Origin of the sequence: Phaeodactylibacter luteus, from assembly GCF_007993045.1 — a bacterium.
In the GTDB taxonomy this organism is placed as follows: domain Bacteria; phylum Bacteroidota; class Bacteroidia; order Chitinophagales; family Saprospiraceae; genus Phaeodactylibacter; species Phaeodactylibacter luteus.
In genome coordinates this window covers 66,023-91,923 of the sequence record NZ_VOOR01000015.1, presented here as the reverse complement: position 1 = coordinate 91,923, position 25,901 = coordinate 66,023, and the positions used below count along the sequence as shown (strand labels likewise).

Sequence of the window (25,901 nt, the reverse complement as noted above, 5' to 3'; positions counted from 1 at the left end):
ATTTTCAACTTGCAATTTGTTCGGCTGCAATCATTCTTGCTGCCTTTCGTTTTTTGCTCCGCAAAGATAATGCTATCTGCGAAACCTGCAAGCAAGAATTTATATTTTTTTTCGCCTTTCAATTGTTGTGCTGAGATCATTTTCTCAAAGCGATTGCAAAGATATAACTTTTGCGACAAAGTGAAAACCTTCTACTTTTTTTTTGTCTTTTTTTCTTCTCGCCCCTGCGGTACTGCCCCTGCCCGCCAACTCTGCCTCAGGGTACACACAGAAGCCCCCTGCTAGCTTGGGCCAACAGGGGGCTTCTGGAAGATATGCAAACGCTCGTGTTAAGCGGACTTCCTGCGCAGGCGGTCTTTATAACGGATGAGCTGACGGCGTATAGTAGATACCGCGCTGTCAATAGATGATTCAAATGTTTTGGCAGATTCTTTCACAAAAAGGGTTTCGCCGGGCACGCTAAGGCTCACCTCGGCTATCTTGTCTTTGACTTGCCCAGAATTTTCGAGGCGCAGCGTCACCCTTGCCTCTATAATGCGGTCAAAGTACTTTTCCATTTTACTGAGCTTGGCTTCGATAAAGCTGACCAGCTTCTGATCGGCTTTGAACGACACGGATTCGGTATGTACCTTCATAATCTTTCCTGTTTTAAATGATGTAGGATGATAATATAATGCTACAGGCTGAGACGACTCACTTGTGGTGCATATCTTCACTTTCAGCCTTTGGGTGTGCCTGTTGGTAAACTTCTTTCAAACGCGCAATGGTATTGTGCGTGTAAATTTGGGTGGAGGCCAGGGATGCATGCCCAAGCAGCTCTTTTATGGCATTGAGCTCCGCCCCGTTCTCTGCCAGGTGGGTAGCAAATGAATGCCTTAGCGCGTGAGGCCCCATCTGCTCACTGCTGCTTACCAGCGATAAGTATCTCTTGACGATATTGTAGGCCAGCTTGGGGTACATCTCCTTCCCTTTCCCTGTCAAGAACAAATGGGCCGTCATCGGAGGAAGGCCTTCTCTTTCGGACAAATAAGCCTGCACCTGATCTGCCAACTGCCGGCTAATGGGCACCAAGCGTTCTTTACGGCCTTTGCCACGGATAAGCAAGTGCCCCGCTGCCAAGTCGACATCAGCGACCTTTAGGCCGATCAGCTCTGCTCTGCGTATGCCTGTGGCATACAGGACCTCAAGCAGCAGTCGGTCTCGGCTGCCCTCAAAGCCGGAGGGGAAATCAACCTCGCCAAACAGCCGTTCCAGCTCTTCCTGCCTAATGGCCCCGGGCAGCCGCTTTGGTGTCTTGGGGCCTGTCACCTTGAGGGTAGGGTCTATTGAAACTTGGCCTCGCCTGGCCAAAAAACGGAAAAACGCCCGCAGGGTGGACAGCTTCCTGTTCACCGTCTTTGGGCTGTTGCCCTTGCCGAGCAGGTCGACCATAAATGCGCGGATATGCCGGTGGGTTACCTGATCGGGCGCTTCTGCCCCGTAATGCTCAGACAAGAACAGCGAAAACTGCTCCATATCTTTAGTATACGCAGCGAGAGTGTTTTCAGAGAAGCGCTTCTCAAACTCCAGATATTGAAGAAAAGCGGTTATATCCATTCAGCAGGTTTATTCGTTCGAGTTACATCAAGTTAACCCAATTGCATTAAATTGTCAAATTATAATTGCAAGGTGTGCTGCACAGCAAAAGCCGACAGCTAGCCTAGGGCACTGAAACACAAGTGATTTATGCGTAGAGAGAAAAAGGATAAACATTTCATCAAAAAACCATACTACGAGGGAGGGCCCAATGCAATGAAGGCTTTCGTCTCGAAAGAGCTGCGCTACCCTCCTGAAGCGGCCCAGGCAAACGTAGAAGGCACGGTAGTCGTCCGCTGCAGTATAGCACATACCGGGGCGGTGTCCCGCGCTGACGCCATATCCGGCCCGGGCTATGGGTGCGAAGAAGAAGCTTGCAGGATTGTAAGCCAGATGAAGTTCAAAGTGCCAAAGCAGCCAGGCAAAGGCAAGATCATCTTCCATAAGACCATCAAGATACACTTCAGGCTCCCCAACCCACAACAGCCTGAGGCACCTTCTGCCGCCACTTTCCAGTATCAGTACCAGCCAACGGCCACGCGTTCTGGCCAACCGAAGCCCGGTACCGGTTACGAGTACACTATTGATCTACCAAGCTGACTTGGGCAGGATGAGCCCTTCCCTGCTCTGCCCGGCCATAAAAACTTCTTCCTTTGCCGGCAGGCGGGTATCCAAATACATCAGTGGGTAGGTAATGTTTTGATTCTCGGGGTAATCCCCAAAAGGGTAATCTCCGTAAGGGAAACCGTTTTCCTGGACTCCACTGACGATCTGGGGCTGGCTATCGACCTGCAGCCAAGTGGAGAAACTGACGACCACATACGGTACGGGTGATAATTGCTCCCCTACCCTACTGCCAAAAACACAGCGCCCTTCCCATTGCAGCCAAAAGCTCTCCGTCAAGCGGTCAAAAGCTAAAAGGTTGTTATTGTAGATGATGCCCGATACCCCAAACTCGACCCCATCTGGCCGCTCATAAACACGGGTTGTCCCGGTAAGCGGCGCATACATTATTGCGACTGGCACCCCGCCGACCTCATCGTTGATGACCTCGTGCCAGTTCAGCACTGGGATAGGGTACAGCTTTACCTCCCCATTTACCTTAACGGCCACTACCCGGTCCGATTCCTGCAGATAAAAGATAGCCTCCGGGGCATTCCCCAGTACTTGGTAGGTCACAAACTCAGGGTTATCCAAAGAAGGGATCTCATCGAGCTCCATACCTTGCGCCAAGCCTTGGGCGGCAACTGCCCATCCGGGCACCGTATCTGTAGCAAGCGCTATGGCTTCCATGCCTTGGCCCCATATCTCCACGCCTGGATATAGGGCGCCAAACACAAACCAAAACCCTCTGCCTGACACTACCGGCTCGAGCGCTGCCCCAGCATCTGGGCCGGACACGGCCTTGCCGAAAACATCCCACTCATTCCCCTTTTCATCGCGCATGACAACCGGGAATGCCCCTTGTACAGCATCGAACACCAGCGTATCCTCTTGTAAGACAGCAGCAAAGGCAACGGCAAAATCTCTCCCGTTGCTCCCTGCAGCAACAATAGGCTGCCCATCTGCCATGAGGTTCAGGACCGTCACCTGCCTGCTCTCGCCACTGCCGCCGGCTGCTACCGTCGGCTCGCGCTCTGTAGTACAGGAAGCCAGGCACAGTACGTAGAGAGTGGAAACAAAAATCAACCGGGCGGCCATAGTCATCTCTTTTTGATTGGGCGCAAACCAGATTATCATTTTTTGGGCCTGCCCCTGCCGCAAGGATGGGGCCTGCCCCTGCCCAACGGGCAGGTGCCGCTATGCTACGGGGCTCGCTATCCGCTCGGCCCCTCGCCCTACAGGCGTCGGGTCTGGCCTTCGGCCACCCCTTCGCAGCGCTAGGCCAATGCTAGCCTAGAACCCGGAAAGTATAAACGCCTGCGGTATTTTGGTTTGCGCCTTTTTGGTTTAGGAAGGGGCTACAACCTACCGGCTGCAGCCCCTTCTTTATTAGACTTGACATCAAGTCTGTTATCCAGCCTGATGTTTGCCACAGGCTGGCATCCATATTAATGTAGGAAAAGTGCTTAATTCACATCCCACCAGAGCTTGGTGTTCAGGTCATTTGGCGTACTGGTAACCGCTTGCAGAGAAGAGTTGTTCCGAGTCTGCTCATCAATTGGATAAGGCAGGCGTACAGGAATAACATCGTTGGTAGCTGCTGCGGGGACCTCGAGCACAGGGAAGTCAAGACGGCGCCACTCTGCCCAGGCCTGAGGCCCGTTCATGTAGAACGCGATCCACTTCTGCCACCCTAGAGACTGCTTCCAGTTGTTGGCATCGTAAGGGTTTGCCGCGATGTAATCTGCAATAGCAGCTGCATCGGTAATGCCCCAGTAATTCATGGAAGCGGTAACGCCTTCTGCGTAAGCAGCCGCAGCATCTCCAGCCAGCAGGCCGCGCTGATAAGCCTCAGCCATAAGGAAAGCGACTTCGGCGTAGTCGATGATAACCGCAGGAGCTGTTGCAGCGCGCACCATACCGCTCGGGCGGGAAGTTGTCGACTTTAAGGCAAAAGCTTCGCCGTCAGTAAGCCCATAAGGCATGCCAACAATTTCACCGGAGTTGGTTGGTGCTGCGAAGACATCAAGACGGGGGTCGCCCATATCCTTGAGGTTGTCCACGAGCACATCCGTCACAGCAAAGTCGTCACGGTTGTTGATGACATTGTCAATGTAAAGGGGGTTGGCGATATTGGGGTCGCTTGAGAAGACAAACAATGCATTATCGGCATTGCTTTCTAGCATCCCACCGTTAGCCGCTTTGTCAATGTAGGTTTTAGCCGTGCCCTCATCTACATCTACAATGCGCATAGCCATACGCATCATAAGAGAGTTGCCCATTTTGCGCCACATCGTCATATCGCCGCCATAGATCAGGTCAGCCCCTCCAAAGGAGCTGCCAGCCTCGTCTATAGAAGCAACTGCAGCATCGAGGGAAGCCAAGAGGTCCATGTAAATGCTCTGCTGCGTGTCGTACGCAGGCAGCGGGTAGGTTACCCCATCCAATGCTTGAGTGTAAGGGATATCGCCATAAGCGTCTACCAGCGAATGGAAGGTTTGTACCCGGAGGATTTCCAAGATAGCAAGCTGATTGGCACGTACGCTCTCCAGCATGTTCTCATCCTCCATGATCATCTCCGAAGCTACCTTGAGCTCATTGAGCACGCCAGCGTAGAAGTTGCTCCACTGCGTATTGAAGTTGTTGCCATCAACGGTATAGCGAGACTCCTCGGCATACTCATTTTGTGCCCAGTGCTGTACACAAAGCATCGTCCACTCTGCATTGTAGCCACGGCTCCAAAGCGTGTTATTCAGGGTGTACTGTGCTTGAGTCATCAGGTTGGAAGCAGGCACTTCCGTAGGGTTGTTGGGGTCGACATTAAGGTCGGCCACATTTTCGCAAGCGGTGCCACCAAGCAGTGCCAGGCCGAATGCGAAAGCGTATTTATGCTTTGAGAAAAACTTCATTTTTTCAGTTTATTTTAGTGAATCAATGTGCGCGCTGCCTGCGCCAAGTCGTTAGGCTGCCAGAGCAGGCAGTGCCGTCTCCGTTGGCTGGTTTACAGCTTCAAAGACAGGTTCACACCGAATGAACGGGTAGATGGCACCTGAGCATTTTCCAGCCCCTGATCGTTACCTGCTCCATTGATGTTCTGTGGGTCGAGGTAAGGAAGATCAGCAGTTAGAATAGCCAGGTTACGGCCAAATACAGATACAGTTACATCACGGAATGGCGCTTTTCCGAACAGCTTGTTCGGGATAGTATAGCCAATGCGCACATCGCGGAGCTTGACAAAGCTAGCCTCGTAAACGTTAGGTGCAGCGCGGTTCCAGTAAGTCTGATAGTAGACCTGAGGGTTGACACGCACGTCGTTCGGCGTACCGTCAGCTTTTACGCCAGGCAGCAGCATGCCATCTGCACGGATATCGTCGCTGTCGTTGAAAGCAACGGTTTCAGGGTGCATACCGGAGTACTTAGACCACTGCAGAGATGTAGAGTGGACAGCGCCCCCTTTCTGGAAGTCGAACAACACATTGGCAAAAAGGCCTTTATAACGGAAACCAGTTGAGATGCCGCCGGTCCAGTCTGCGATGGCAGAGCCGAGGAAAACCCGCTCGTCGGTAAACAAATAATTGCCATCCTCATCGACCAGGCGCTCGCCATTTTCGTTGTAAACGTAGTCCTGACCAAAGATAGCCATATAAGGCAAGCCTTCTGCGATACGCAGGTCAGCGGCCCAAGTGCCGCCGCGGGCGATGCTCTCCACACCATCAGCGATACTTACTACTTCATTGAACTGACGCAGGGCATTCAAGGTGATGTTCCAGCTGAAGTCCTTGGTTTGAACAGGTGTAGCAGAAAGCATGAACTCAAAGCCGTAGTTGCGCATCTCACCTGCGTTCAACACCTTAGAGGTATAGCCGGTTGCAGGAGAAGAAGGCACGGTGAAGATGAGATCTTCAGTAGTACGGTCATAATAAGCTGCATCAATGCCGACACGCCCATTGAGGAAGCGCAGGTCAAGGCCCAGCTCAATCTCGGAGGTCAATTCTGGCTTGAGCACCGGGTTGTTCTGTGCATTAGGCACCGTGTAGCGAGGCTGGCCATCGTAGTTGGGAGTCTGTGGCAGAAACACATCCGTCAGACGGTAAGGGTCTGCATCGTTGCCCACCTGTGCAAAGCTGGCACGTACTTTTGCAAAAGAGATCGGGCCAATCTTGCCGCCGAACATCGGCAGGTCAGAGATAACCGCACTTACTGATGCAGAAGGGTAGAAATAAGAGTTGTTGTCATCAGGCAGTGTAGAAGATACGTCGTTACGTGCGGTAACGTCGAGGTACAGCCAATTGTCGAAGCCAATAGAAGCCAAACCAAAGACACTGTTGATGCCGCGCTGGAACTCACTGGTAGAAACGATTGGCGCGCCAGCAGAGTTGCTGATGTTGTAGTACCCTGCCAAAGACAGGCCACCACTTGTATTGAGCGTGGTTGCACGCTGCAACTGACGCATGCGGTTGCCCCCTACCATAGCATTAAGAGAGATGCGGTCGAAGTCTTTGTTATAGTTCAGTTTCAACTCCATGTTGGTCTCTTGGAAACGGCGCTCGCCTTCCTCGTAGTAAGGAGTAGAGACAGATCCTACAGGCACCCCTTCGCGGAGGCTAAACTGGTAAAGGTCTGTACCTACCCGGCCAGAAAGCACCAGGCCTTCTGCCAAATCTACAGACAGTGCGGTATTGCCATAGAAACGGTTGCGCACGTCCTCTTGCAGGAAGTTGTTGCGCACCCAATAAGGGTTGTCGAAGAAATTCGGGCGGGCAGTGAAAGAAATCAGGTTGCCGTTGGCATCCACCTGAGGGCCCACTGCATTCCAAGTCTGCTGAGTACCATCGGTACGGGTATCGTTCTGAAGGCGCTCCATGTCCAGGTTCGTCTGCCACCACTGCGTAAAGGCCTGCATAGGGTTGGCATTGTTATAACCTGTCACGTTACGGCCAGAGGCATCCGTGCGCACGTAGTTACCTACAAACTCCGCGCGGACGCGGTCGTGGATATCATAGCCAGAGTTGAAAGTAATAGTGTTCCGCTCCAGCTTGGAGTTCGGCATAATGCCTTCCTGGTTCAGGTTGCTGTAGCCCAGGCGGAAGTTGCCCTTATCGTTGGCGCCGCTGAGCGCAACGCTGTTCATCAGGGTCTGCCCTGTTTCGAAGAAGTCTTCGTAAGAGCCGTTTGGCGCAACCCAAGGGCGTACTTCTTTGTACATAGCATTGCCCTCATCCCAGCTGTCCCAATGACGGACCAGTACGTTGGGGTCATACTTAGGGCCCCAGGAGCCGTCCTTAGAATAAGCAGGGTACAGGTATTCCTGCCCGTCTTGGATTACACTGGCGAAACCGTTGTTGACGTTGGGGTCGACAATAGCGCCGCCACCGTACTGCTGCTGATGCGGGATCAGGTTGACTGCGTTGTCAAATGTAACGCTAGAGTTCACCTCAACACCGATGCCCTGCCCTTTGCGGCCAGAACCATCCTTAGTGGTGATGAGGATAACACCGTTGGCACCGCGCTGACCGTAGAGCGCAGATGCCGCTGCACCTTTCAGTACAGTCATCGACTCGATGCTCTCCGGATCAATGTCCTGTGCCGTGTTGCCATAATCGTAGGAGGTGTCGTCTCCAAATCCTCGCATTTGAGCATTGGAAGCGAAGTTGGAGTTGTCGATGGGGATACCATCCACCACAAAGAGCGGCTGGTTCTCGCCAAGGAAAGAGTTCACCCCGCGGATAGTAATCCGGGAAGAGCCACCTAATGTGGATGGGGAACCCTGAATCTGCACACCTGCCACTTTACCCTGAAGGGAATTGACCAGGTTGACCTCACGGGTCTCAGCAAGCTCGGCACCGCCAAGCTCCTGAGCAGAATAGCCCAAAGACTTTTTCTCCCGCTCGATGCCCAGCGCCGCCACCACTACTTCCTGAAGGTTGACTCCTTCTTCCATGGTGATATCCAGCACCGTGCTTGTGCCTACTTCAATTTCTTTTGTGGTAAAACCGGTGTAGCTAACAATAAACACCGCATCGTCGCCAGAAACATTGATCGAGTAAGTCCCGTCAATGTCTGTGATAGTACCTGTGGAAGTACCTTTTACGAGGATACTGGCGCCCAGGAGCGGATCTCCTGCTTGGTCACTTACAGAACCCGTGACCGTCCTCTGTGCGAACATGGAACCAATGCCAAATAGCACCAGCCCCAGTACTAGTGAGAGTTTTTTCATACTAAATATTGATTTAATTAAAACGTTGAGTCAAACGCTAAAGTAGGACAATTTAGATACTTTACCTGAGGAGAAGTTAATTTTTTGTTAACCGTACGTCAAAATCAAACCTTGGCAGCATAGCCTAGCCGCACTCTTCAACTTATTGTCATACAAACACTTACGCCAAGTGTTTGCGTTCCTCCCAGCTCTAAGGCAGAGATAGCATGCTGCCTGGGCTGAAGCCCGAGCGCTGAGCACATTAGGCGAGTTCCCGCTTATACATCTGAATGGTATTCGACAGCCCATAATAAAGCGCATCTGCAATGAGCGCATGCCCGATGGAAACTTCAAGCAAGCCTTCTACCTGCTCTGCATAAAAACGGAGGTTGCTCAGGTTGAGGTCATGCCCGGCATTTAGCCCCAGGCCCACCTCCGCAGCCACTCTAGCTGCTTCAGCATGGGGTGCAACAGCTCTGGCTGGTTGCCCGGATCCGAAAATTTTCGCATAATCGCCCGTGTACAGCTCGACCCGTTGGGCGCCGACAGCTTTGGCCCCCTCTACAAAGGCAGGGACTGGGTCTACAAAAATGGATACCCTGACGCCCCATTCATTCAGCTGGGCCGTAATGTCCTGCAAAAAGCTTTTGTGCTTGACGGTATCCCACCCCTGATCGGAAGTCAGCACATCCGGGCTATCGGGCACCAAAGTCGCCTGATGTGGACGGTTGTCCTCAATCAGCTTCATGAACTCAGGCGTAGGGTTGCCTTCAATATTGAACTCTGTAGTGTTTACAGCTTTCAGCAATGGGATATCCGAATAGCGGATGTGCCTTTGGTCGGGGCGTGGATGGACAGTGACCCCTTCAGCGCCGAAGCGCTCACAATCCCGTGCGACTTCCTGGAGGTTGGGCAAATTTCCTTCCCGGGCATTACGGATTAGAGCAACTTTGTTGATATTTACACTTAACCGAGTAGACATGCGATTCTTTTTTTGGCATAAACAGCCGTACTGCCCCAAAGTTAACAAACCGCAAGTGTCTGCTCTATAAAAACATATAACATGCTCGGCAACCATAAGGAAGCCTATAACTTCTCCCCCATCGGCAGCCTGTTGCTGCTGGCCCTGCTCATGATGCTGTGCAGCGGCATCGGCAGTGCCCTTGGCTGGCTTACTGCCCGGTCATACGGACTTGAGATCGGTGCAGTTATCGACACCTTCAGTGACCAAAGCCCGCTTGAGGAGCGCAACCTCCTGAGGTGGATCAATTTTTTTTCACAGCTGTTCACCTTCACCGTGCCTGCTGTCCTGCTGGCCCGTATGCTAGAGGGGCAGAAATGGCTCAGCAGCTTACAGCTGCACCGGGCTTCGAGGCGGGCCATATATGCTGCAGCCGGGTTATATATTTTCGGGATTTTCATCCTTTCTCAAGCAGCATTTTGGTTCAATCAGCAGCTCCCCCTGCCCTCTTGGGCCGATCAAATGGAGGGCACTGCGCTAAGGCTCACACAGGGGCTGTTGGTCATGGAAAGCCCTGCGGAATTCCTGCTCACCCTATTGGTAGTCGCTGTGCTGCCAGCATTGGGGGAGGAGCTTGTATTCCGGGGGGTGGTGCAACAGCAGCTGGCCAAGGCGGCCCGGAGCCCGGCCTGGGGCATTTGGCTTTCTGCCGCCATCTTCAGTGCATTCCACCTACAGTTTGCTGGTTTCTTGCCGCGCCTGCTCTTAGGGGCTGGGCTGGGCTATCTATTTTTGTGGAGCCGAAGCCTGTGGGTGCCAATTGCAGCCCACTTCCTGATCAATGGTATGCAGATAGCCGGCCAGTACATTCAAAAAAACGCACTGGCGGAAGCAGCAGTAGATGAGGTCAACTGGCCAGCTACGACACTGGCCGGGTTGCTCGTTGCCGGGCTGAGTTATTATCTTTACGGGCAGTACCGAAAACAAGAACCAACTGCGGGGGCTCAACCTCCCGGTCATAATTAAGCCCTGATGATGAAAGGCCTTGTACAGCGAGCCGTTACCGGATTGTTATTTGTAGCAGTAATCACGGTCTGTATTTATGCCAGCCCGATCTCTTTTGTCATCCTGTTCACCTTGGTGGCCGGGCTGTGCCTTTGGGAATTTTTTGGGCTGGTGCTCACCCGCAACCACCGCAGAGACTTGGTGCGCCGAAACCTGGCGCTGGCCCTTGGCATGGTGCCTTTTCTGCTCAGCGTGACCATACAGCTCAACCTCGTGGCAGACCGGGAATCTTTCATCGCGTTCGCTGCCCTGCTGCTCTTCCCCTTCCTCTTTTCTGCTTTCATCTATGAGCTGTACACCAAATCGGAACGCCCCTTTGTCAACGTGGCCTTTGTCATGCTGGGCATGGTATACATTGGCGTCCCCTTTGCCCTGCTGCTCTTTGTCGCTTTTGATGCAGGCGCTTACTACCCCAATCTGATTTTTGGCCTGCTGCTGATGAACTGGATGAACGACAGCGGTGCCTACCTTGTGGGGTCACGGATTGGGAAGACTCCGCTTTTCCCAAGGATCTCGCCTAAAAAAACATGGGAAGGCTCAGCCGGGGGCATGGCCCTGACGCTTATCGCAGGAGTGGCCTGCTTCTACAGCAGCAACGACCTTCAGTTTAAGGATTGGATGGCCCTGGCTGTCATCGTTGTCGTTTTTGGGTCTTTGGGCGACCTGGTGGAGTCTATGCTCAAACGCAGTGTGCGGATTAAGGATTCCGGGACCTTGCTGCCGGGCCATGGCGGGCTGCTCGACCGTTTTGACGCTTTCATTTTCCTCCTCCCTTTTGCCACTGCTTACATTTTGTGGGTGCGCTGACGCCCTCCACTTGCGATAGGGCTGCCGGTACCCCTTCAAGCTGCAGACAAAGGGGCCAAGATGGCTGGGCGTGAACCAAAATATCGCAGTCGTTTAGGCTTTTCGGGCTTTATAGCTTGGCATTGGCCTAGCGCTGCGAAGGGGCGGCAGGCCTGATAAGGCCGAGCGAAGAGCGAGCCCCGTAGCATAGCGGCACCTGCCCTCACGGCAGGGGCAGGCCCCCCAAAAAAACGACAATCTGGTTTGCGCCCAGATGGCTGCTCTTTTTTGGCTGGCCACTGCCTGAGTTTGTGTATTTTTACGCCCGAAAAAAACGGTGGCCCCTTGTATAGGGCACTGTAATGCCGTTGAACCTCAACTAAAAAACATGGCTTTGATCCATAAAGAGGGGTACAAACTCCTCCTCGGCGCCGGCCTGCTGCTGGCCCTGGCTACTTCCCTTGCTTGGCATTTTTGGCCTGGGCTCCCCGCAACTCTTATTTCCGCGGGCTCCGGCTCCATCTTTCTGCTTATCCTGCAGTTTTTCCGCAATCCGCCCCGCCGGATCAGCAACCCCGACGATAGCCTCATCTATGCCCCCGCCGATGGCAAGGTGGTTGTCATAGAGGAAGTAGAAGAGCCGGAGTACTTCCAAGATAAAAGATTGCAGATCTCCATTTTTATGTCACCTCTAAACGTGCATGTCAACCGTAACCCCTTGGGCGGCGAAGTCCGGTATGTGCGCCACCATCCAGGCAAGTACCTCGTAGCCTGGCACCCTAAATCTTCGACAGAAAACGAACGCACAACGGTCGTCATAGCACAACAGGGGCAGGAAGTCCTGCTTCGTCAGATAGCAGGTGCCATGGCCAAGCGGATCCGCAATTACCTCACAGAAGGCCAGCATGTGGCACAAGGGAGTGAAATGGGGTTTATCAAATTCGGCTCCCGGGTAGATGTGTTCCTGCCCCTCGGCACTCAGATTGAGGTGGGCATAGGCCAAAAGGTAAAGGGGAACCAAACGGTGATTGCTAAACTGAAAGAGGGGCAAGCCTAGGCCTTCGGAACAGGCCACATCATCATTCCTCCCAGACGACTTCCCCCTGCTCATTGATGTACTGCCAGCGCCCACGGTAAACCACCTGCGCCAAGCCAGAGCGGAAAGGCAGGGCTGCCTGATAACGGGGCGGTATGCGCCACTGCCCGTCAGTGCCTATATAGCCCCAATGCCCTTTGTTCTTGACTTGCGCTAAGCCTCCGGCAAATACCCCTGCATCTTCGAAGCCGGCTTTGATGGCCAGGTCTCCTGTTGTGTTTACGTAGCCATACCTGCCGTGCAGGGAGACCGGTGCCCGGCCACTGCTGAAATCGCCAGCGAACGCGAAACGGGGCTCGACCACAATCTCGCCAGCAGCAGAAACAAAACCATATTTCCCGTCTTGGGCAAATGCAGCCAGCCCTTCGAAGAACTCGCCCTGCCCCTGGCCGAAAGCCCCTTCAAACTGAGGGCTCAGCAGCATCTCGCCATTTGTATTGATCAGCCCCCATTGATCGCCAGACCATACGGGAGCAACGCCCTCCCGGAAATCACCAGCCTGCTCATACTGTGGAGCAATAGCAAGCGCGCCAGTTTTGTCCAGAAACCCCCAATAATCACCTATTTTCACAGCAGCAAACCCTTCTGAAAACGACCGGGCACCGTCAAAACCAGGGCGGATGGCCCATTGCCCCTGAGGGTCGATAAAACCCCATAAAACCTGCTCCGCAGCTGGGGCTAGCCCGCCGGAAAAATCTCCCGCGCCAGAAAACCGGACGGGGATCTCCACCCCTCCTCGCCGGTTGATGTAGCCCCACTGCCTGACAAGCCGCACCCGGGCCAGGCTTTCTTCAAAAAAACCGACGTAGCCAAACAAATGGCGGAGCAAAAGGCGGCCCATCTCATCCATTGGCACCCACTTGTCATTGAAACGTACCCGGGCAAAACCATTGTAAAAGTCCTCTACTTCTAAGTATTGCGGCTCAATGGCCACATCGCCCAGCCGGTCCATGAAACCGTAGCGGCCTAGTTCGCGGATGATGTAGAGCGGGCTGTCCATGATTGGGGATTCTGAAATTTTGGGCGAATATAGGGATTTGCGCCGATAAGGCTGCTGCCCTCTCCTGCATGGCTCCCCAAAAAACAACTTTACTCCTGCACCTTAGCCACCCTGGCTACCTGCACTTGCTGCCCTTGCTGCACCCGTAAAAAGTACAAGCCTGCAGGCAGCCCGCTCAAGTCTATGGCCCCGGTGGCACGCTCGAGCGCCAGTTGCCGAAGGCACTGCCCAGACACATCGAACAGCGCTGCCTGCGCGCGCATCGCGGGGCCTCGCCCTTCAATATTGATGCTCAACAGGCCCGATACCGGATTGGGAGCGAGGCGCACCTGGAACGAAGGGGCTCCTTCAGACGATACCCCAGCTGTAGCTTCCAAAGACAGCTTGATGATCCGGCCCTCACGAGCATCAAGCTCCCCACCAGGTATTGCCCAACCCTCAAACCCTCCTAAGCTGTTGAGCTCGATGCTTCCCAAATCACTCCCTGCGAGAAGGTCTGTCACGCGGTAGGCCCCGGCCGGCAAGGATGAAACAGGCATCGACAGTATTGGGGCTCTGCCTTCGCTGCTAAGATTGGACAGCGCGATGACCGCTTCCTCCGGAGCAACACGAGCGTAGCTCAGCACTTCGGGCACAGAGGCAGCGATATCGAGCAGATAGCCCCGGCGCAGCGCCTCCTCTTCGTTGCGCAGCTGCACTAAGCTCCGGTAGGTGTGAAAAAGCGAAGCTTCATCCGTTTGCATCACAGCCACATTCTGAGCAGCATAGTTGTTGCCCAGCCCAATCCAAGGCTGAGCGGTGGTAAAACCGGCATTGGGCCCGGGAGACCATTGCATTGGGCGGCGGATGTTCTCGTGCGCGCCGGTGCCCGTCATGCCCACCTCTTCTCCGTAATAAATAAAGGGCGTGCCTGGCAAAGTGAGGTAGATGAATGCTGCCTGTTTCATCTTGGCAGGGTTCTCGCCCAACTGATTGTAAACCCGATCGATATCGTGGTTGGACAGGAAGGTAGCATACTGCAGCTTAGGGTACCCTGCCTGCATGAGGGCCAGCTGCTGACGTACAGGCAGGGCATTACTATTGTTCACAGCGTTGATCATGCTGCTGGCCAGATCGAAGTCAAAGCATAAGTCGAGCCGGCCTTCGCCCACATAAGGAAGGATGGAGGCGGTATTGGACCACACCTCTCCTACCGTTACAGCATCCGCATTTGTATTTTTGTACAAAGTTCTGAAATCCTCCAGCAGCTCAAAGGTCTCAGGCGTATTTTCCAGTATTGCCCCATCCTCATCGAGGTACTTGATGGCATCTAGCCGGAAACCATCCACGCCTTTGTTGAGCCAGAACTCAGCGATGTCAAAAATTTCCTCTTTCACCGGGGGATGGCTGTAGTTGAGGTCCGGCATGCCGCCCCAGAACAGGCCATAGTAATAATCGCCGTTGCGCGGGTGCCAGACGGTCTGCCCCCACGGGCCAATGAAGCCCGGATTGGAGCCCGACCACACGTACCAGTCCCGGTAGCCGCCCAGGCTGTTGGCCGATTGCTGAAACCAGGGGTGCTGATCAGAGGTATGGTTCATCACAAAGTCGATGATCACACGGATGCCACGCTCATGGGCAGCATCCAGCAAAGCCTCAAAGTCCTCCATAGTGCCATAGTCCGGTTCTGTGGCGTAATAGTCCGTGACGTCATAGCCGTGGTAGGAAGGCGATTCCATCATCGGCATCAGCCAAATGCCGGTAATGCCCAAGTCGGTATCGGTTTCCGGGTCGCCATCGTTGAGGTAGTCCAGTTTCTCAATGATGCCCTGAAAATCGCCTATGCCATCGCCGTTGCTATCGTAAAAACTGCGGACGAAGATTTCGTAGAAGACGGCATCGTTCCACCAGTGTGTCTCAAAGTCGAGGGAGAAAGCCGGGTCACAGAGGGTGCAGCTGTTGAAGCAATACACCAAAGGCCCGGTGCCACCAACCTCCGCCTGTACCGTACGAACCCGCTGCCCATCCGGCCCTTCCACCGTGCAATCCAAAGGCGGTGCCTCCACGGTGCTGCCATTGAGGAAAACATACTGATAGTCACCGGGGGGTACGCTCAGGCGGGTTTCGAACACGCCGTCCCCATCCTCATCCTGTAAGGGGATAGCCGTAGGGTCCCAGTCCGCCGGCAGCCCGGCTGCTTCCTGGAAGTCGCCCATCACGAAGACGCCCTCCGGAGCGACCGTTTCCATTTCCATACTGACGGCGAGGCGCAGCGTGGCATTGCAGGAATCAAAGATGACCGCCGGGAGGCTTAGCCCGGCCTCTCCTACGGTCACCTGCCGGTTGAAGTTGCCGCCGCCATCGCCAAGCGCGCAATCTGCGGAAGGCAGCTCCGGCTTTTCATTCCAGCTGCTGCCATTGACAAATTTGTACAGGTAAGTGCCGGGGGGCACCTCTACGGTCAGTTCATACACCTGGTCTCCGTCTGGGTCTGCCAGCGGAGAAGCGCCAGGCATCCAATCCCCACCGTAGCCAGCTACGGCCTGAAAGTTGCCGGCAACGTGCACACCGTTGGGCGACAGGGTTTCCTGGCTCATGTCTACCCGGAAGGTCAGGGGGACGGGCTGGGCGGAGCTGGCAAAGGAAAGGCTAAGCAGCGATACGAGACAGGTCAAAAAGCGGAGTGTATTCATATTAGTAGATGGTTAAAACAATGCGGATAACACTCGTAAAGGTAAGGAACAACCGCTAGCTATCCGGCTTCATCCGTGATTGCTTTGGGCCCCAACCAGATTGTCGCTTTTTTTGGGGGCCTGCCCCTGCCCAATGGGCAGGTGCCGCTATGCTGCGGGGCTCGCTATCCGCTCGGCCCTAGCGGGCTTGCCACCCCTCCGCAGCGCTAGGCCAATGCCAGGCTATAAGCCCGAAAAGCATAAACGACTGCGACATTTTGGTTTGTGCCCTTGCTTTGTTGGCTGCCCGACGCTGCTTTATTTTTTGTTGGCGTTTACAGTGTCATTGCACTATATTGAAGAAAAAACCCCAACGGCTATGAAATGGCCTCTCTTTTGCACTGCGCTTTTGTCCGCTACGATTACGGCCAATGCTCAAGTCGAATGGGCGCTCGACGAGCTATTCCCGGATAGCCTTAAGACCTTTGTAGTGTCTCAGCGGGGGGAGCACTTGCTGAATTTCACTTTCAAATTTAGGCCGGACCCTCAACCTGACGGGTCTAGAGAGCATAAATTGGTAGTCAGCAGTGAAGAAGAGCCTGAGGCCTTTTTTATCGCCTTGCAAGAGATTTACGAAAGCGGCGCCACGCTTGATATTTCAGATATTATCGAACTCCCGGACTCCACAATTGTCATCCCCCAAATCGAAGGGTGGGTAGATGAGTGGGGCTTTGGAATCATTGAGCGTCTTTTTAGACGATATAATACCAGTTGGGAACAAGAAGGGCTTGCCTGCGGTCACCACTTTTCTCATGATTTCAACAGTGGCCCCACAGGGGATGCTTTCCCGACCGGTGAAGTAGCCTTATTTAGCCCGGGGTCTGCTCACTTTAGCTTCGACAACGCTCATGGCGGAAAGTATTCTATGGAGTCCTGTCAGCCATTATGGGAATCCTTCTTTGAATTCCAGGTGCAGGATCAAACGATCACCTCAGATGGGCGCTTGATTTATACCGGGCCTACTGGCTTGTACACGATTTCCGAACAGGGAGCACCGACGGATCACTTTCCGCAGTGGCATTTCAGCCGCATTGAGCCCAATCCATACAACGGCATCATCGGCTACCGGCACGATTCACTCTTTGCCCTTTCACCTGATTTTGAAATCCTGCAGGCCGCTGATTTCACAGCCGACTCTATTTTAGATTTCTCCACCGGCTATGGCAAGGTAGCTGTGCTTACGCAAAGCCAGCAAGCCTATATTTTCAATGACAGCCTTCAATTGCAGGGCAGCTTCCCTCTGAATGAAGATAGTGAATTTTGGCGCGTGGATGTGGGCGCCGAATACCTGGGGCTTGCCGGACTGGAAACATTTGGCTCCGATATGCCAACGGGAGGTACAGAAGCCTTTTTCTCCACTTCCTACACCTTTGAAGGCGAAGACTTTGGGCTCGACCGGGACCTGGGCGTTGTTGGGTACCAATTAGGAGCGGTGCTTTACACGCAGGGCGATCCGGCTTTTCCAGGGTTGAGCCGGACTTACTTTGACTCGGTTGTAGTCCAGGTACAAAATTTCGGTGACGAAGCTGTCAGCCGGTTCAAAATCCGGTCTGGTAATCGTCCCGCACGCTTTGCCTATGATGTCGAAGGGCAGGACCTTCTCCCCGGCAATACTTTACAGGTGACGCTGAGCAATTTCTGGATCCACACCGGGGGCAATGCGGGAGACCTGGAGCCCGTTTGCTTCTGGACCTCACACCCCGACGACAAGACCGATGCCAATTCAGGGAATGATGGCACTTGCGCTGATTTTGTAGTCAGCACGCCAATTGCATCTGAAGCAATGGAACTCAATATTTTTCCTAATCCGGCACAGGACGAGCTCTTTATTGACTGGAGTGGTTCCGGTACAGTTGGCGCTGCCACCTGCCGGATTATTCATCCCACAGGGCAAATTATGGAGCAATTTGCGCTGCCCGCACAAGGCGACAACCCGCTCCACGTAAACATCAGTCCGTATCCGGCGGGTGTGTATATCGTGTCTTTTCAGACTGCCGAAGGGGAAAGTGCAGCAAAACGGTTTATCATCGCCCGGTGAGGCACGCCTTTTTAGAGCTTCAATTCCACCCCAAACGTAAAGGTACAGGCGGGCAGGTAGGTATTGTACCTGTCCAAACCCAAAAAATATTTATTCGAACGCAGCGTTAGACTTGCACGCCGGGTTCTAAAAGTGAATCAAACACCCTAGATATGAGACCTATAACCTTCCTTCCTGTTGTTTGCATCCTGTTTTTAAGCTTTTCCGGAACTGCGCAAAGCCGTTTCTCCTTTGGTGTGGAGCTATTCCCGCATCTGTCGTGGGAACAGGATCCGGTTATTGACGATTTCGGCCCCCGATTTTCCAAACACGCCGGTATGCAGGTCGGGTATCAGCTGGGGCAAAATTTCCGGTTGCAGTCCGGGCTGGCCTATACCGAGATCGGGAACAGGCTCCAATTGGACGGCAACGATTTTCTTTGGGGCAATCAACATGACGGGCAGGGCGGCTTCGACCCCGGCATCCCCGCACCCAATATTGGCAAGGTGACCTACCAAACCATCAACCGGTTCATCGAAGCCCCACTGCGCCTGACTTATCTTTCGCCCGGCGAGCAAACGCGGCTTTACCTCTCAGGTGGCATCGCTGCCCGCGTCCATATACAATCCGTTGGGAAAATACGGCACGAGCTGCCTGATAACGGAGGGGTAGACCGCCGCACCGAGCCCGTTTCCAACGTTGACTTCGACCGGTTGCAGCTGAGTATTCTGGGCAGTGCAGGTGTGGAAATGAACCTGGGCGGAACGACCTTCTTCGCAGGCCCCCGCATTCAATTCCAGCAGCTCACGGGTGAATCAGAGGCCCTCAACGGGCCCAATGCCTTTGAGCTCGGGTATGTGCAACTGGGGCTGGAATTTGGGGTGCGGTTTTATTAATGAGCTACCAAAGAGGCTTCGTATATAAACGTTTAACGTCAGAAAAAGCATGGGCAGTAGGCGTACCCAGCACGAACGCCGTGCTGTTGTAGATGGCAATGTCATCGTAAAACAAGATATTGAGGGGCACTGGCTCCCCTATTTGCCCTGTGTTCAGGTCAATTTGGGCGAGCAGATAGCCGGTCTCGTCGCGCAGCAGCGCATAGCATGCTTCCGTTTTTAAATCCTGAATGACCCGGCCATTCCAATTTTCATGTTGCACATAATGGGCTGGTATCATCTGTTTTGAACGGCCTTCGGCATCGAAATATTCAATTTGCTGTTCATCGTGGTTAAACAGGATTAACTCCCCTCCGGCCAAAAAGAGGAAGTTGTCCTGAGGATTCTTGTAAAATACCCGCTGCAGGAAGTCAGCATCTGTCTGACGGGTACGGATGTAATCGTTTTCCGCTCTAGACACCTCCCCCGTGTTGGAGATCGACTGGCCCTCCAAAATCAGGCCGAGGTCTGCCATATAGTTGTCCAGCTGCTCCGCGTAGAGGACCTGCCGGAAGTTATCGAGCGCTCCGTTGGCCAGGCTGGCCCTCAGGTACCGCTTGAGCAGGCCCTGATAAGCCACATTCTCATAATACATCGCCTCTTCGGTACTGCACCGGCAATCGCGGTAAGCGCTGATATAATCGGTATACTTCATGGTTTCGATGGGTACGATTTGCGCCCGGGTATAGCCCAGGTTGATGTAGCGGTAGTTCGCCAGCAGGTAGAGGCGGTTGCGGCAGTTGGCTTCAATATCAGTGACCCGGCGCAGGTCGAGCTGCTGCTCAAAAAGCAAGATCCCGTCTGGTGAGCGCACTTCAATCCAGGCATTGCCCCCCGTGCTTTTCCGGCTGAGGATGAAGAGGTAATCATCCCAAATGGCAAAGGCAAAGGGGAGGCGGCCTTCCGGGCTAAGCTGCCGGAGTTTTTTCTGTGCAAGGACCTCTACCAGGGGTAAATCAGCGGGTACGGGTTGAAGGGCAATCTGAAGCGCGTCTGCCTGCTCCACCACTACCGTATCGGTGAGGTAGCCAATAGCAGAAACACGGATCTGGGCGGGCCATTCCCGGACGGAAAGCTCAAACTGCCCGTTCGCATCCGCTGCAGTTCCCGTCTTTTCCGTAAGGAGAAGCAGGTTGGCAAAAGGGATGCCTACGCCTGTTTTAGAGTCTTGTACAGTACCTTTGAGCGGAAAAGTCTGCGCGGAAAGGCAAAGCGACATGAGGCAGCACAATGCAACAGTCAGGAGTTTCCATTTCATAGCTCATTCCTTTTATTATCGACAAATGAGCGGCGATGTGGTTCATGTCTGACCTAAACGGCATTGCGATTCCGCAGCATACTCCAGGCGATGAAGCCGCCCAGCAGTATCTTCACGATAGCCCCCAGCCAGAATGGATAGAAGCCGTATTCCAGCGCCTTGCCCCAGCCGTACAAGTACGCCAGCCACAGCAGCCCACTTCCCACAATAACGGCTGTGCCCAGCCCATTGGCCAGGAGGCTGTAGCCCAAATGCTGCCCCCATCCCCGGCGGCGCAGCAATCCCATGCCTAGTGCTGCTATAAAAAAGCCAATAAGAAACCCTCCGCTACCCCCCGAAAAGGACGGCCATCCGCTGCCCCCTTCGGCAAAAACCGGCAGCCCCAGCCCACCGAGCAGGAGGTAGAGCAGTACCGCTCCCCCGCCCCACGGGAAGGGCAGTAACAGCCCGACCAAAAGTACCGCCAGGCTCTGACCGGTGATGGGGATGCCGCCCAGGGCTTGGGGGGAAGGGATGGAGAGCTGGGCGAGCAGAGCAATGAACAGGGCGCCTAAAACAAGCCGAAAGAGAAGGGGAAGCGCACGTTGTTTCATTGTTAGGCAAGTCATGTTTTTTAAACACAATTTGTTAAAAAAATACAAATGCAATATGGTTTTCTCCCCCACTTGCGGTACCTTTACCTAGGGAATACTACTGGCAGACCCTGCCTGCCCTTTTTTCAATCAGAGCCACTTTCAATCATGCCTTTGCGAGAAGATTTCCCCCCTGCTGGGACAGCATACCTGGGCGGCGAAAGCGATGGGTACGAATACCGGACGGTATTTGGAGGCTCCCGCTTGGAGGCCACCTTTGCAATGGTGCGGCAGTTCCTTGCGGAAGAAGGCTATAGCGATATCCCGCTGCCCGCCGATGTGAGTGAGCTCCTGCTTTTCCGGCTGCCGACCCGCAACAAACAGATCCTATTGTTCGAAGACAACGGCTATGTGCACAACCCTGTGAAGATCCTCTTCCCTTCCGACCGCCGAAAGCGCTCTACCCTCATCCTTTGCCTCTACAACGAGGCGGACCCACAACACCTGCTCAAATTTCACCGTGTGCTTGAGCGGCAGTTGCCGGGCCAGCAGGGGTAACCCTTTAGAGCGTATTGGGACTTTAGTAATCGGTCTGTCCCGCTAGACAGCGGGACACTTTTTCGACTAGAAGGCCAAAATCCCAACACGCGCTTAGCCCGGCTTCCGCTTGCCCTATCTCACATTCCCTATAGCATCCAAATCAAGAGCAGAAAGCGCCTCGCGGAGCTCTGAATCTGTGATGCCTTGCCCCTCTAAAGTGACTAAGATGCGATCGTTCATGATGATGCTGACCTGGCCTTCCTGACGGGCGGCATCGTATTTTTCGAATGCCTTATGGCCGCCAATGGTGGTGGTGCGCTCGTAGCCCTCGTCGCTCTCCCGGTCTATCTCTAGAGTAGACCAAGAAGCGAGGCTCGCCATCGCCATGCCTACCCCCGCAAAGTCGATGATGGCTGCTTCTATCTGTTTTTCGCCTTCCCCATAGGTAGCTTGGGCTGTAGACATTTTGAAGCCCATCATCCCAACCTTCTCCCCTCCGTGGTCGGTACGGCTAAGCCCCGCCATTTTAGCAGGCAGCAGGCTTTTAAGTTTCCGGAAATCGACCACCTCGGCTTTTTCCCCATCGCCAGACATTTGCTTTTCTATTTCTTCAGCTGCCTTTTCCATAGCTTTGAAGGGGTTGTCTTCTGACTGCCCCCCGCCCTCTTCGGATGCACTTTCCGATGCAGTATCTGCCCCGGCCGGAGCATCGCTGTTGCTGCCACCGCAGCTGCTCAAACTAAAAACCAGGGCCAGGCTCAGCCCAGCCAACACAATGGTAATCCTTTTCATGGAGTGAATTTTAGTTGTTCAACAGGCCGGAACAGCCTGCTATGTTCTGAGTGAAGTTACGAAAAAGCAGCAAGGCAGGCAATGCCCTCTGAGCAGTTGACGGGCAGTGCGAGCCGTTGGCGGTTTAGCGTGAGCAGAGGGGCAGGCAGGCCAAAACAGGCAGCGCTGTGCCGGCAGCCGGCACAGCGCTGTATCCTTACAAGGGCTATCAAAAACAATCAGGCTTCAGCCCCAGGCTCTGCCCCCGGTTCTCCCTCCTGCTTTTTCTGAGGGCGCATCTGCGGGAAGAACAGCACTTCTTGTATAGAGTGCTTATCAGTCATGAGCATGGTGAGGCGGTCAATGCCGATGCCCAGCCCGGACGTCGGCGGCATACCGTACTCTAGGGAGCGGAGGAAGTCTTCGTCGAGCGCCATAGCCTCTTCATCTCCCCGTTCTGCCAGCTTCAGCTGATCTTCGAAACGCTCGCGCTGATCGATGGGGTCGTTCAGTTCGGTATAAGCGTTGGCAATTTCTTTGCCATTGACAAAGAGCTCGAAGCGCTCTACCAGCCCTTCCACGCTGCGGTGTTTCTTGGCCAACGGAGTCATCTCGATGGGATAGTCCGTGATAAAGGTAGGCTGAATCAGGTGCTCCTCCACTTTTTCGCCGAAGATCTCATCAATGAGCTTTCCTTTGCCCATGCTGCTGTCTACCTCAATGTGGAGGCTCTTGCAGGTCTGCCGCAGGGCGGCTTCGTCCATTTCAGAAATATCAATGCCCGTGTACTCCTTGATGGAATCGTACATAGAAAGGCGGCGGTAAGGGCCCGCATAATTGATCATCTTACCTTCATATTCCACCTGCGTGCCCCCGGTCACCGCTTTGGCGATGTACTCCAGCAGCTCTTCCACCATGGCCATCATCCAATTGTAGTCTTTGTAGGCGATGTAGATCTCCATGGAGGTAAACTCCGGGTTGTGGGTGCGGTCCATGCCCTCATTGCGGAACATCTTGCCGATCTCGTAGACCCCATCAAACCCGCCAACAATCAGGCGCTTGAGGTAGAGCTCGTTGGCAATGCGCATGTAGAGCGGCATATCGAGCGTATTGTGGTGGGTAGCAAAGGGCCTGGCTGCCGCCCCACCATGTATGGGCTGCAGGATGGGCGTCTCCACTTCCAGCCAGCCCTGCCCGTCAAAGTAGCGGCGCATGGCCGAAATGAGCTTACTGCGCTTGAGGAAAACTTCCCGCACTTCTGGGTTGACCGTCAGATCGACATAACGCTGCCGATAGCGCTGTTCGGGGTCGGTAAAGGCATCGTAAACGTTGCCCTCTTCGTCCCGCTTTACTACCGGGAGCGGCTTGAGCGATTTGGACAGCACAGTCAGCTCTTTAACGTGAATGGTGATTTCCCCCATTCGGGTACGGAAAGCGAACCCTTTTACGCCGATGAAGTCACCGATATCCAGTAATTTTTTGAAGACCTTATTGTAAAGGTCCTTATCCTCTCCGGGGCAAATCTCATCACGTGCGATGTAAACCTGAATACGGCCGGTGGTGTCCTGCAGCTCAGCAAAGGAAGCTTTGCCCATCACCCGGCTGCCCATGAGGCGACCGGAGAGGCTGACTTCCTGGAAGTTGGGCGTTTCCCCTTCACCGTCCTTAAACCCTTCCTTCACCTGTTTGGCGTAAGCGGTCACTTCAAAGGCTTCTGGTGGGTAGGGGTCAATGCCCAGCTCTCGGAGCTGCTGCATGTTTTCCCGGCGTAGGATTTCCTGTTCGCTGAGTTGCATGTTGTGCTGAATGTTTTTCCGCAGGCAACACCGTGCCTGCCGTCAAGTTGATAATACGATTGGTGTAAGAAGCGCAAAAATAAGCGAATAGTTCTTGAAACGCTGCATTTACTGTGCGGCAATCCTTCAAAGGGGACTCAGTTTTGAACCTTCGCCCTTCCTTTTCGTTACCATGCTTGTACTTGGCGTGGGCCAAGATGCCGCAAGCGTTTATCTTGCAGAGGCTTTAGCCTGGCATTGGCCTAGCGCTGCGGAGGGGTGGCCGAAGGCCAGACCCGATGCCTGTAGGGCGAGGGGCCGAGCGGACAGCGAGCCCCGTAGCATAGCGGCACCTGCCCTCAGGCAGGGGCAGGCCCCTAAAAATAACGACAATCTGGTTTGCGCCCTTTGTGCCAGCCGATGGCATGCACCGCCTTACATCGTTGAACCAACGCTCCCCTGCACCTTGTTGCGTATGCTGAAAATAGCCTTTTCCCCCATCTACAAATACGAACTGCCTGAGAAACACCGCTTCCCGATGATCAAGTACGAGCTCATCCCGGAGCAGCTGCTCTACGAAGGGACAGTCTCTGAGGATCAGTTTTTCCACCCTGCCCCACTGACGGAGGAGGAAATCCTGTGGACGCACGAAGCAGCGTACTGGGACAAGCTCAAGCATCAGGCCCTTTCCCCAAAAGAGATCCGTGCGATTGGCTTCCCGATGACGGCTAGGCTCATTGAGCGGGGCAGGCATATTGCCAATGGGACCGTACAGTGTGCGCACTACGCACGGCAGTACGGGGTGGCTATGAATGTGGCAGGAGGGACGCACCACTCTTTTTCCCATAAAGGGGAAGGGTTTTGTGTTTTTAATGACATCGCTATCGCCTCCAACCACCTATTGAAACACCGTTTGGCCAAAAAGATTCTGGTCATCGACCTTGACGTGCATCAGGGCAACGGAACGGCTCAGATTTTCCAGCACGAGCCCAGGGTCTTCACCTTCAGCATGCACGGTGAAAAAAATTACCCTCACAGGAAGGTGCCATCTGACCTCGACATCGGGCTGCCGGACAAGACGGAAGATGGGCCTTATCTCAAGCTGCTGAAGGATACCCTGCCCCGCCTCCTAGATAAGGTGCAGCCCGATCATGTTTTCTATCTGTCTGGTGTGGATGTCATCTATTCGGATAAGCTCGGAAGGCTGAGCCTAAGCTTAGAAGGCTGCAAGGAAAGGGATAGGTTGGTGCTGCAGGCCTGTCATCAGCACCGCATCCCTGTTACGGTCAGTATGGGGGGCGGGTACTCTGAGCGGCTATCGCACATTGTGGAAGCCCACGCCAACACCTTCCGCACAGCTCAGGAGATTTTCTTCTAATGTGGGCAAAAAAAAAATCGCGCTCCGGTCCGGAACGCGATTTTCACTTATAATCCCATGAACATATCCAAAATTAACTATATCTCTAATTCATTATTCCGCAGCCGCTTGCAGCAGCGAGATAGTTAATCGGAAAAATAACTGCTAAAACATGTGACAATTCCGTATACATCTTTTGATATATCGGATTAAATCGCCTACTTTTGTTGCATCAGCATCGCATGATTTTGCGAGCTGGACAAATCGTAATCTCATATAGACGACCGTAATCCCATGAACATGAATTAGTCAGGAGGCGAACATTTTTGTTCGCCTTTTATTTTTTGGGAGGGTGCTCTCATAGTGTATGTGCGTCCCGAAACCTAGACTAAGGCTTCGGGACAACACTATCACTAAATTATAATCCCATGAACATATTTCAATTTTGAGTTGTCGGAAGCTGTTGCCAACGCTTTTGCTGCTCTTATCTTCCGATCACATTACAAATATGAGGACTCTGCGCTCCATCTACAAAGACACATCGGGCTCATTGTGAAAAAACAAATAGCCAACAACTCTTTATGAATGGCTTTAAAAGGCTTTTTTGTGAAAAAACCCTTCTGGGATAAAAAAATAGAACAGCGGAAAAAGGCGCAAAAAAGAGCGAAACCATACCGCAGCCC

The 25,901-nt window shown here is 53.7% G+C and carries 20 protein-coding genes; 8 read left to right on the top strand and 12 right to left on the bottom strand.

Translation table 11 applies throughout. The annotated features are described in order from the left end of the window. Nucleotides 1-329 precede the first annotated feature (329 nt). Together hpf and FRY97_RS09110 are read right to left on the bottom strand one after the other, a co-directional pair. A complete protein-coding gene (gene hpf, locus FRY97_RS09115) occupies nucleotides 330-635 on the bottom strand; it encodes a ribosome hibernation-promoting factor, HPF/YfiA family (protein WP_147167145.1) in 306 nt (101 codons plus the stop codon). 58 nt (nucleotides 636-693) lie between these two features. Next, complete coding sequence (locus FRY97_RS09110) at nucleotides 694-1,596, bottom strand: tyrosine-type recombinase/integrase (RefSeq protein ID WP_147167144.1); 903 nt, start codon at nucleotides 1,594-1,596, stop codon at nucleotides 694-696. A 129-nt stretch (nucleotides 1,597-1,725) separates the two neighbouring features. Here FRY97_RS09110 and FRY97_RS09105 point away from each other — a divergent pair, with 129 nt between their 5' ends. Further along, nucleotides 1,726-2,175 carry an energy transducer TonB gene (locus FRY97_RS09105; protein WP_147167143.1) on the top strand — a complete coding sequence of 150 codons (450 nt, stop codon included), beginning with the start codon at nucleotides 1,726-1,728 and terminating at the stop codon, nucleotides 2,173-2,175. Here the strand turns inward: FRY97_RS09105 and FRY97_RS09100 are convergent. From FRY97_RS09100 to FRY97_RS09085, 4 genes are all read right to left on the bottom strand, one after another. Continuing rightward, on the bottom strand, nucleotides 2,164-3,315 hold the full coding sequence (locus FRY97_RS09100) for a DUF3179 domain-containing (seleno)protein (protein WP_147167142.1): 1,152 nt from the start codon (nucleotides 3,313-3,315) through the stop codon (nucleotides 2,164-2,166). The two genes, FRY97_RS09105 and FRY97_RS09100, sit on opposite strands and share 12 nt — an antisense overlap. A 329-nt stretch (nucleotides 3,316-3,644) precedes the next feature. Beyond that, nucleotides 3,645-5,087, bottom strand: coding sequence for a SusD/RagB family nutrient-binding outer membrane lipoprotein (locus tag FRY97_RS09095; protein ID WP_147167141.1), 1,443 nt, complete (start codon nucleotides 5,085-5,087; stop codon nucleotides 3,645-3,647). Nucleotides 5,088-5,179: 92 nt separating this feature from the next. Then, nucleotides 5,180-8,395, bottom strand: coding sequence for a SusC/RagA family TonB-linked outer membrane protein (locus FRY97_RS09090; RefSeq protein ID WP_147167140.1), 3,216 nt, complete (start codon nucleotides 8,393-8,395; stop codon nucleotides 5,180-5,182). 241 nt (nucleotides 8,396-8,636) lie between these two features. Further along, nucleotides 8,637-9,356, bottom strand: coding sequence for a pyridoxine 5'-phosphate synthase (locus tag FRY97_RS09085; RefSeq protein WP_147167139.1), 720 nt, complete (start codon nucleotides 9,354-9,356; stop codon nucleotides 8,637-8,639). 81 nt (nucleotides 9,357-9,437) lie between these two features. Here FRY97_RS09085 and FRY97_RS09080 point away from each other — a divergent pair, with 81 nt between their 5' ends. The 3 genes from FRY97_RS09080 (at nucleotide 9,438) to FRY97_RS09070 (ending at nucleotide 12,243) form a co-directional block, all read left to right on the top strand. Continuing rightward, nucleotides 9,438-10,361, top strand: a complete 924-nt coding sequence (locus FRY97_RS09080) for a CPBP family intramembrane glutamic endopeptidase (RefSeq protein ID WP_147167138.1) — start codon at nucleotides 9,438-9,440, stop codon at nucleotides 10,359-10,361. Nucleotides 10,362-10,367: 6 nt separating this feature from the next. Further along, nucleotides 10,368-11,207 (top strand): phosphatidate cytidylyltransferase, encoded by an 840-nt coding sequence (locus FRY97_RS09075; RefSeq protein ID WP_246141639.1) that lies wholly within the window; start codon nucleotides 10,368-10,370, stop codon nucleotides 11,205-11,207. Between the two features lie 367 nt (nucleotides 11,208-11,574). Then, nucleotides 11,575-12,243, top strand: a complete 669-nt coding sequence (locus FRY97_RS09070) for a phosphatidylserine decarboxylase family protein (RefSeq protein WP_147167137.1) — start codon at nucleotides 11,575-11,577, stop codon at nucleotides 12,241-12,243. Nucleotides 12,244-12,265: 22 nt separating this feature from the next. Here the strand turns inward: FRY97_RS09070 and FRY97_RS09065 are convergent, their stop codons facing one another. Together FRY97_RS09065 and FRY97_RS09060 are read right to left on the bottom strand one after the other, a co-directional pair. Continuing rightward, nucleotides 12,266-13,282, bottom strand: a complete 1,017-nt coding sequence (locus tag FRY97_RS09065) for a WG repeat-containing protein (RefSeq protein WP_147167136.1) — start codon at nucleotides 13,280-13,282, stop codon at nucleotides 12,266-12,268. Nucleotides 13,283-13,371: 89 nt separating this feature from the next. Further along, entirely contained in the window at nucleotides 13,372-15,954 is a 2,583-nt protein-coding gene (locus FRY97_RS09060; protein WP_147167135.1) for an alpha-amylase family glycosyl hydrolase, read from the bottom strand. Nucleotides 15,955-16,312: 358 nt separating this feature from the next. Here FRY97_RS09060 and FRY97_RS09055 point away from each other — a divergent pair, with 358 nt between their 5' ends. Both FRY97_RS09055 and FRY97_RS09050 read left to right on the top strand, forming a co-directional pair. After that, nucleotides 16,313-18,031 carry a T9SS type A sorting domain-containing protein gene (locus FRY97_RS09055; RefSeq protein ID WP_170254561.1) on the top strand — a complete coding sequence of 573 codons (1,719 nt, stop codon included), beginning with the start codon at nucleotides 16,313-16,315 and terminating at the stop codon, nucleotides 18,029-18,031. Between the two features lie 152 nt (nucleotides 18,032-18,183). Further along, nucleotides 18,184-18,906 carry an outer membrane beta-barrel protein gene (locus FRY97_RS09050; RefSeq protein WP_147167133.1) on the top strand — a complete coding sequence of 241 codons (723 nt, stop codon included), beginning with the start codon at nucleotides 18,184-18,186 and terminating at the stop codon, nucleotides 18,904-18,906. Between the two features lie 4 nt (nucleotides 18,907-18,910). Here FRY97_RS09050 and FRY97_RS09045 read toward each other — a convergent pair whose 3' ends face one another. Then, nucleotides 18,911-20,203: a carboxypeptidase-like regulatory domain-containing protein gene (locus tag FRY97_RS09045; protein ID WP_147167132.1), complete on the bottom strand. Its 1,293-nt coding sequence runs from the start codon at nucleotides 20,201-20,203 to the stop codon at nucleotides 18,911-18,913. A gap of 53 nt (nucleotides 20,204-20,256) precedes the next feature. Continuing rightward, on the bottom strand, nucleotides 20,257-20,796 hold the full coding sequence (locus FRY97_RS09040; RefSeq protein WP_170254560.1) for a biotin transporter BioY: 540 nt from the start codon (nucleotides 20,794-20,796) through the stop codon (nucleotides 20,257-20,259). Between the two features lie 147 nt (nucleotides 20,797-20,943). Here FRY97_RS09040 and FRY97_RS09035 point away from each other — a divergent pair, with 147 nt between their 5' ends. After that, the gene (locus FRY97_RS09035; protein ID WP_147167130.1) at nucleotides 20,944-21,333 is read left to right on the top strand and encodes a hypothetical protein; all 390 of its coding nucleotides are present in this window, start codon (nucleotides 20,944-20,946) and stop codon (nucleotides 21,331-21,333) included. 114 nt (nucleotides 21,334-21,447) lie between these two features. Here FRY97_RS09035 and FRY97_RS09030 read toward each other — a convergent pair whose 3' ends face one another. Together FRY97_RS09030 and lysS are read right to left on the bottom strand one after the other, a co-directional pair. Continuing rightward, nucleotides 21,448-22,107, bottom strand: coding sequence for a hypothetical protein (locus FRY97_RS09030; RefSeq protein ID WP_147167129.1), 660 nt, complete (start codon nucleotides 22,105-22,107; stop codon nucleotides 21,448-21,450). A 218-nt stretch (nucleotides 22,108-22,325) separates the two neighbouring features. Next, entirely contained in the window at nucleotides 22,326-23,882 is a 1,557-nt protein-coding gene (gene lysS, locus FRY97_RS09025; protein ID WP_147167128.1) for a lysine--tRNA ligase, read from the bottom strand. Nucleotides 23,883-24,336: 454 nt separating this feature from the next. On the opposite strand from lysS, the gene FRY97_RS09020 reads away from it, so the two are divergent. Beyond that, nucleotides 24,337-25,239, top strand: coding sequence for a histone deacetylase family protein (locus tag FRY97_RS09020; protein ID WP_147167127.1), 903 nt, complete (start codon nucleotides 24,337-24,339; stop codon nucleotides 25,237-25,239). Nucleotides 25,240-25,901: the final 662 nt, after the last annotated feature.

Bases quoted from the DNA above. Each gene is read 5' to 3' on its own strand.
- FRY97_RS09075 (WP_246141639.1), top strand. From the start codon at position 10,368: ATGATGAAAGGCCTTGTACAGCGAGCCGTTACCGGATTGTTATTTGTA.
- FRY97_RS09090 (WP_147167140.1), bottom strand. From the start codon at position 8,395: ATGAAAAAACTCTCACTAGTACTGGGGCTGGTGCTATTTGGCATTGGT.
- FRY97_RS09045 (WP_147167132.1), bottom strand. From the start codon at position 20,203: ATGAAATGGAAACTCCTGACTGTTGCATTGTGCTGCCTCATGTCGCTT.
- FRY97_RS09080 (WP_147167138.1), top strand. From the start codon at position 9,438: ATGCTCGGCAACCATAAGGAAGCCTATAACTTCTCCCCCATCGGCAGC.
- FRY97_RS09085 (WP_147167139.1), bottom strand. From the start codon at position 9,356: ATGTCTACTCGGTTAAGTGTAAATATCAACAAAGTTGCTCTAATCCGT.
- FRY97_RS09060 (WP_147167135.1), bottom strand. From the start codon at position 15,954: ATGAATACACTCCGCTTTTTGACCTGTCTCGTATCGCTGCTTAGCCTT.
- lysS (WP_147167128.1), bottom strand. From the start codon at position 23,882: ATGCAACTCAGCGAACAGGAAATCCTACGCCGGGAAAACATGCAGCAG.
- FRY97_RS09070 (WP_147167137.1), top strand. From the start codon at position 11,575: ATGGCTTTGATCCATAAAGAGGGGTACAAACTCCTCCTCGGCGCCGGC.
- hpf (WP_147167145.1), bottom strand. From the start codon at position 635: ATGAAGGTACATACCGAATCCGTGTCGTTCAAAGCCGATCAGAAGCTG.
- FRY97_RS09065 (WP_147167136.1), bottom strand. From the start codon at position 13,282: ATGGACAGCCCGCTCTACATCATCCGCGAACTAGGCCGCTACGGTTTC.
- FRY97_RS09035 (WP_147167130.1), top strand. From the start codon at position 20,944: ATGCCTTTGCGAGAAGATTTCCCCCCTGCTGGGACAGCATACCTGGGC.
- FRY97_RS09020 (WP_147167127.1), top strand. From the start codon at position 24,337: ATGCTGAAAATAGCCTTTTCCCCCATCTACAAATACGAACTGCCTGAG.
- FRY97_RS09110 (WP_147167144.1), bottom strand. From the start codon at position 1,596: ATGGATATAACCGCTTTTCTTCAATATCTGGAGTTTGAGAAGCGCTTC.
- FRY97_RS09105 (WP_147167143.1), top strand. From the start codon at position 1,726: ATGCGTAGAGAGAAAAAGGATAAACATTTCATCAAAAAACCATACTAC.
- FRY97_RS09055 (WP_170254561.1), top strand. From the start codon at position 16,313: ATGAAATGGCCTCTCTTTTGCACTGCGCTTTTGTCCGCTACGATTACG.
- FRY97_RS09050 (WP_147167133.1), top strand. From the start codon at position 18,184: ATGAGACCTATAACCTTCCTTCCTGTTGTTTGCATCCTGTTTTTAAGC.
- FRY97_RS09040 (WP_170254560.1), bottom strand. From the start codon at position 20,796: ATGAAACAACGTGCGCTTCCCCTTCTCTTTCGGCTTGTTTTAGGCGCC.
- FRY97_RS09100 (WP_147167142.1), bottom strand. From the start codon at position 3,315: ATGATAATCTGGTTTGCGCCCAATCAAAAAGAGATGACTATGGCCGCC.
- FRY97_RS09030 (WP_147167129.1), bottom strand. From the start codon at position 22,107: ATGAAAAGGATTACCATTGTGTTGGCTGGGCTGAGCCTGGCCCTGGTT.
- FRY97_RS09095 (WP_147167141.1), bottom strand. From the start codon at position 5,087: ATGAAGTTTTTCTCAAAGCATAAATACGCTTTCGCATTCGGCCTGGCA.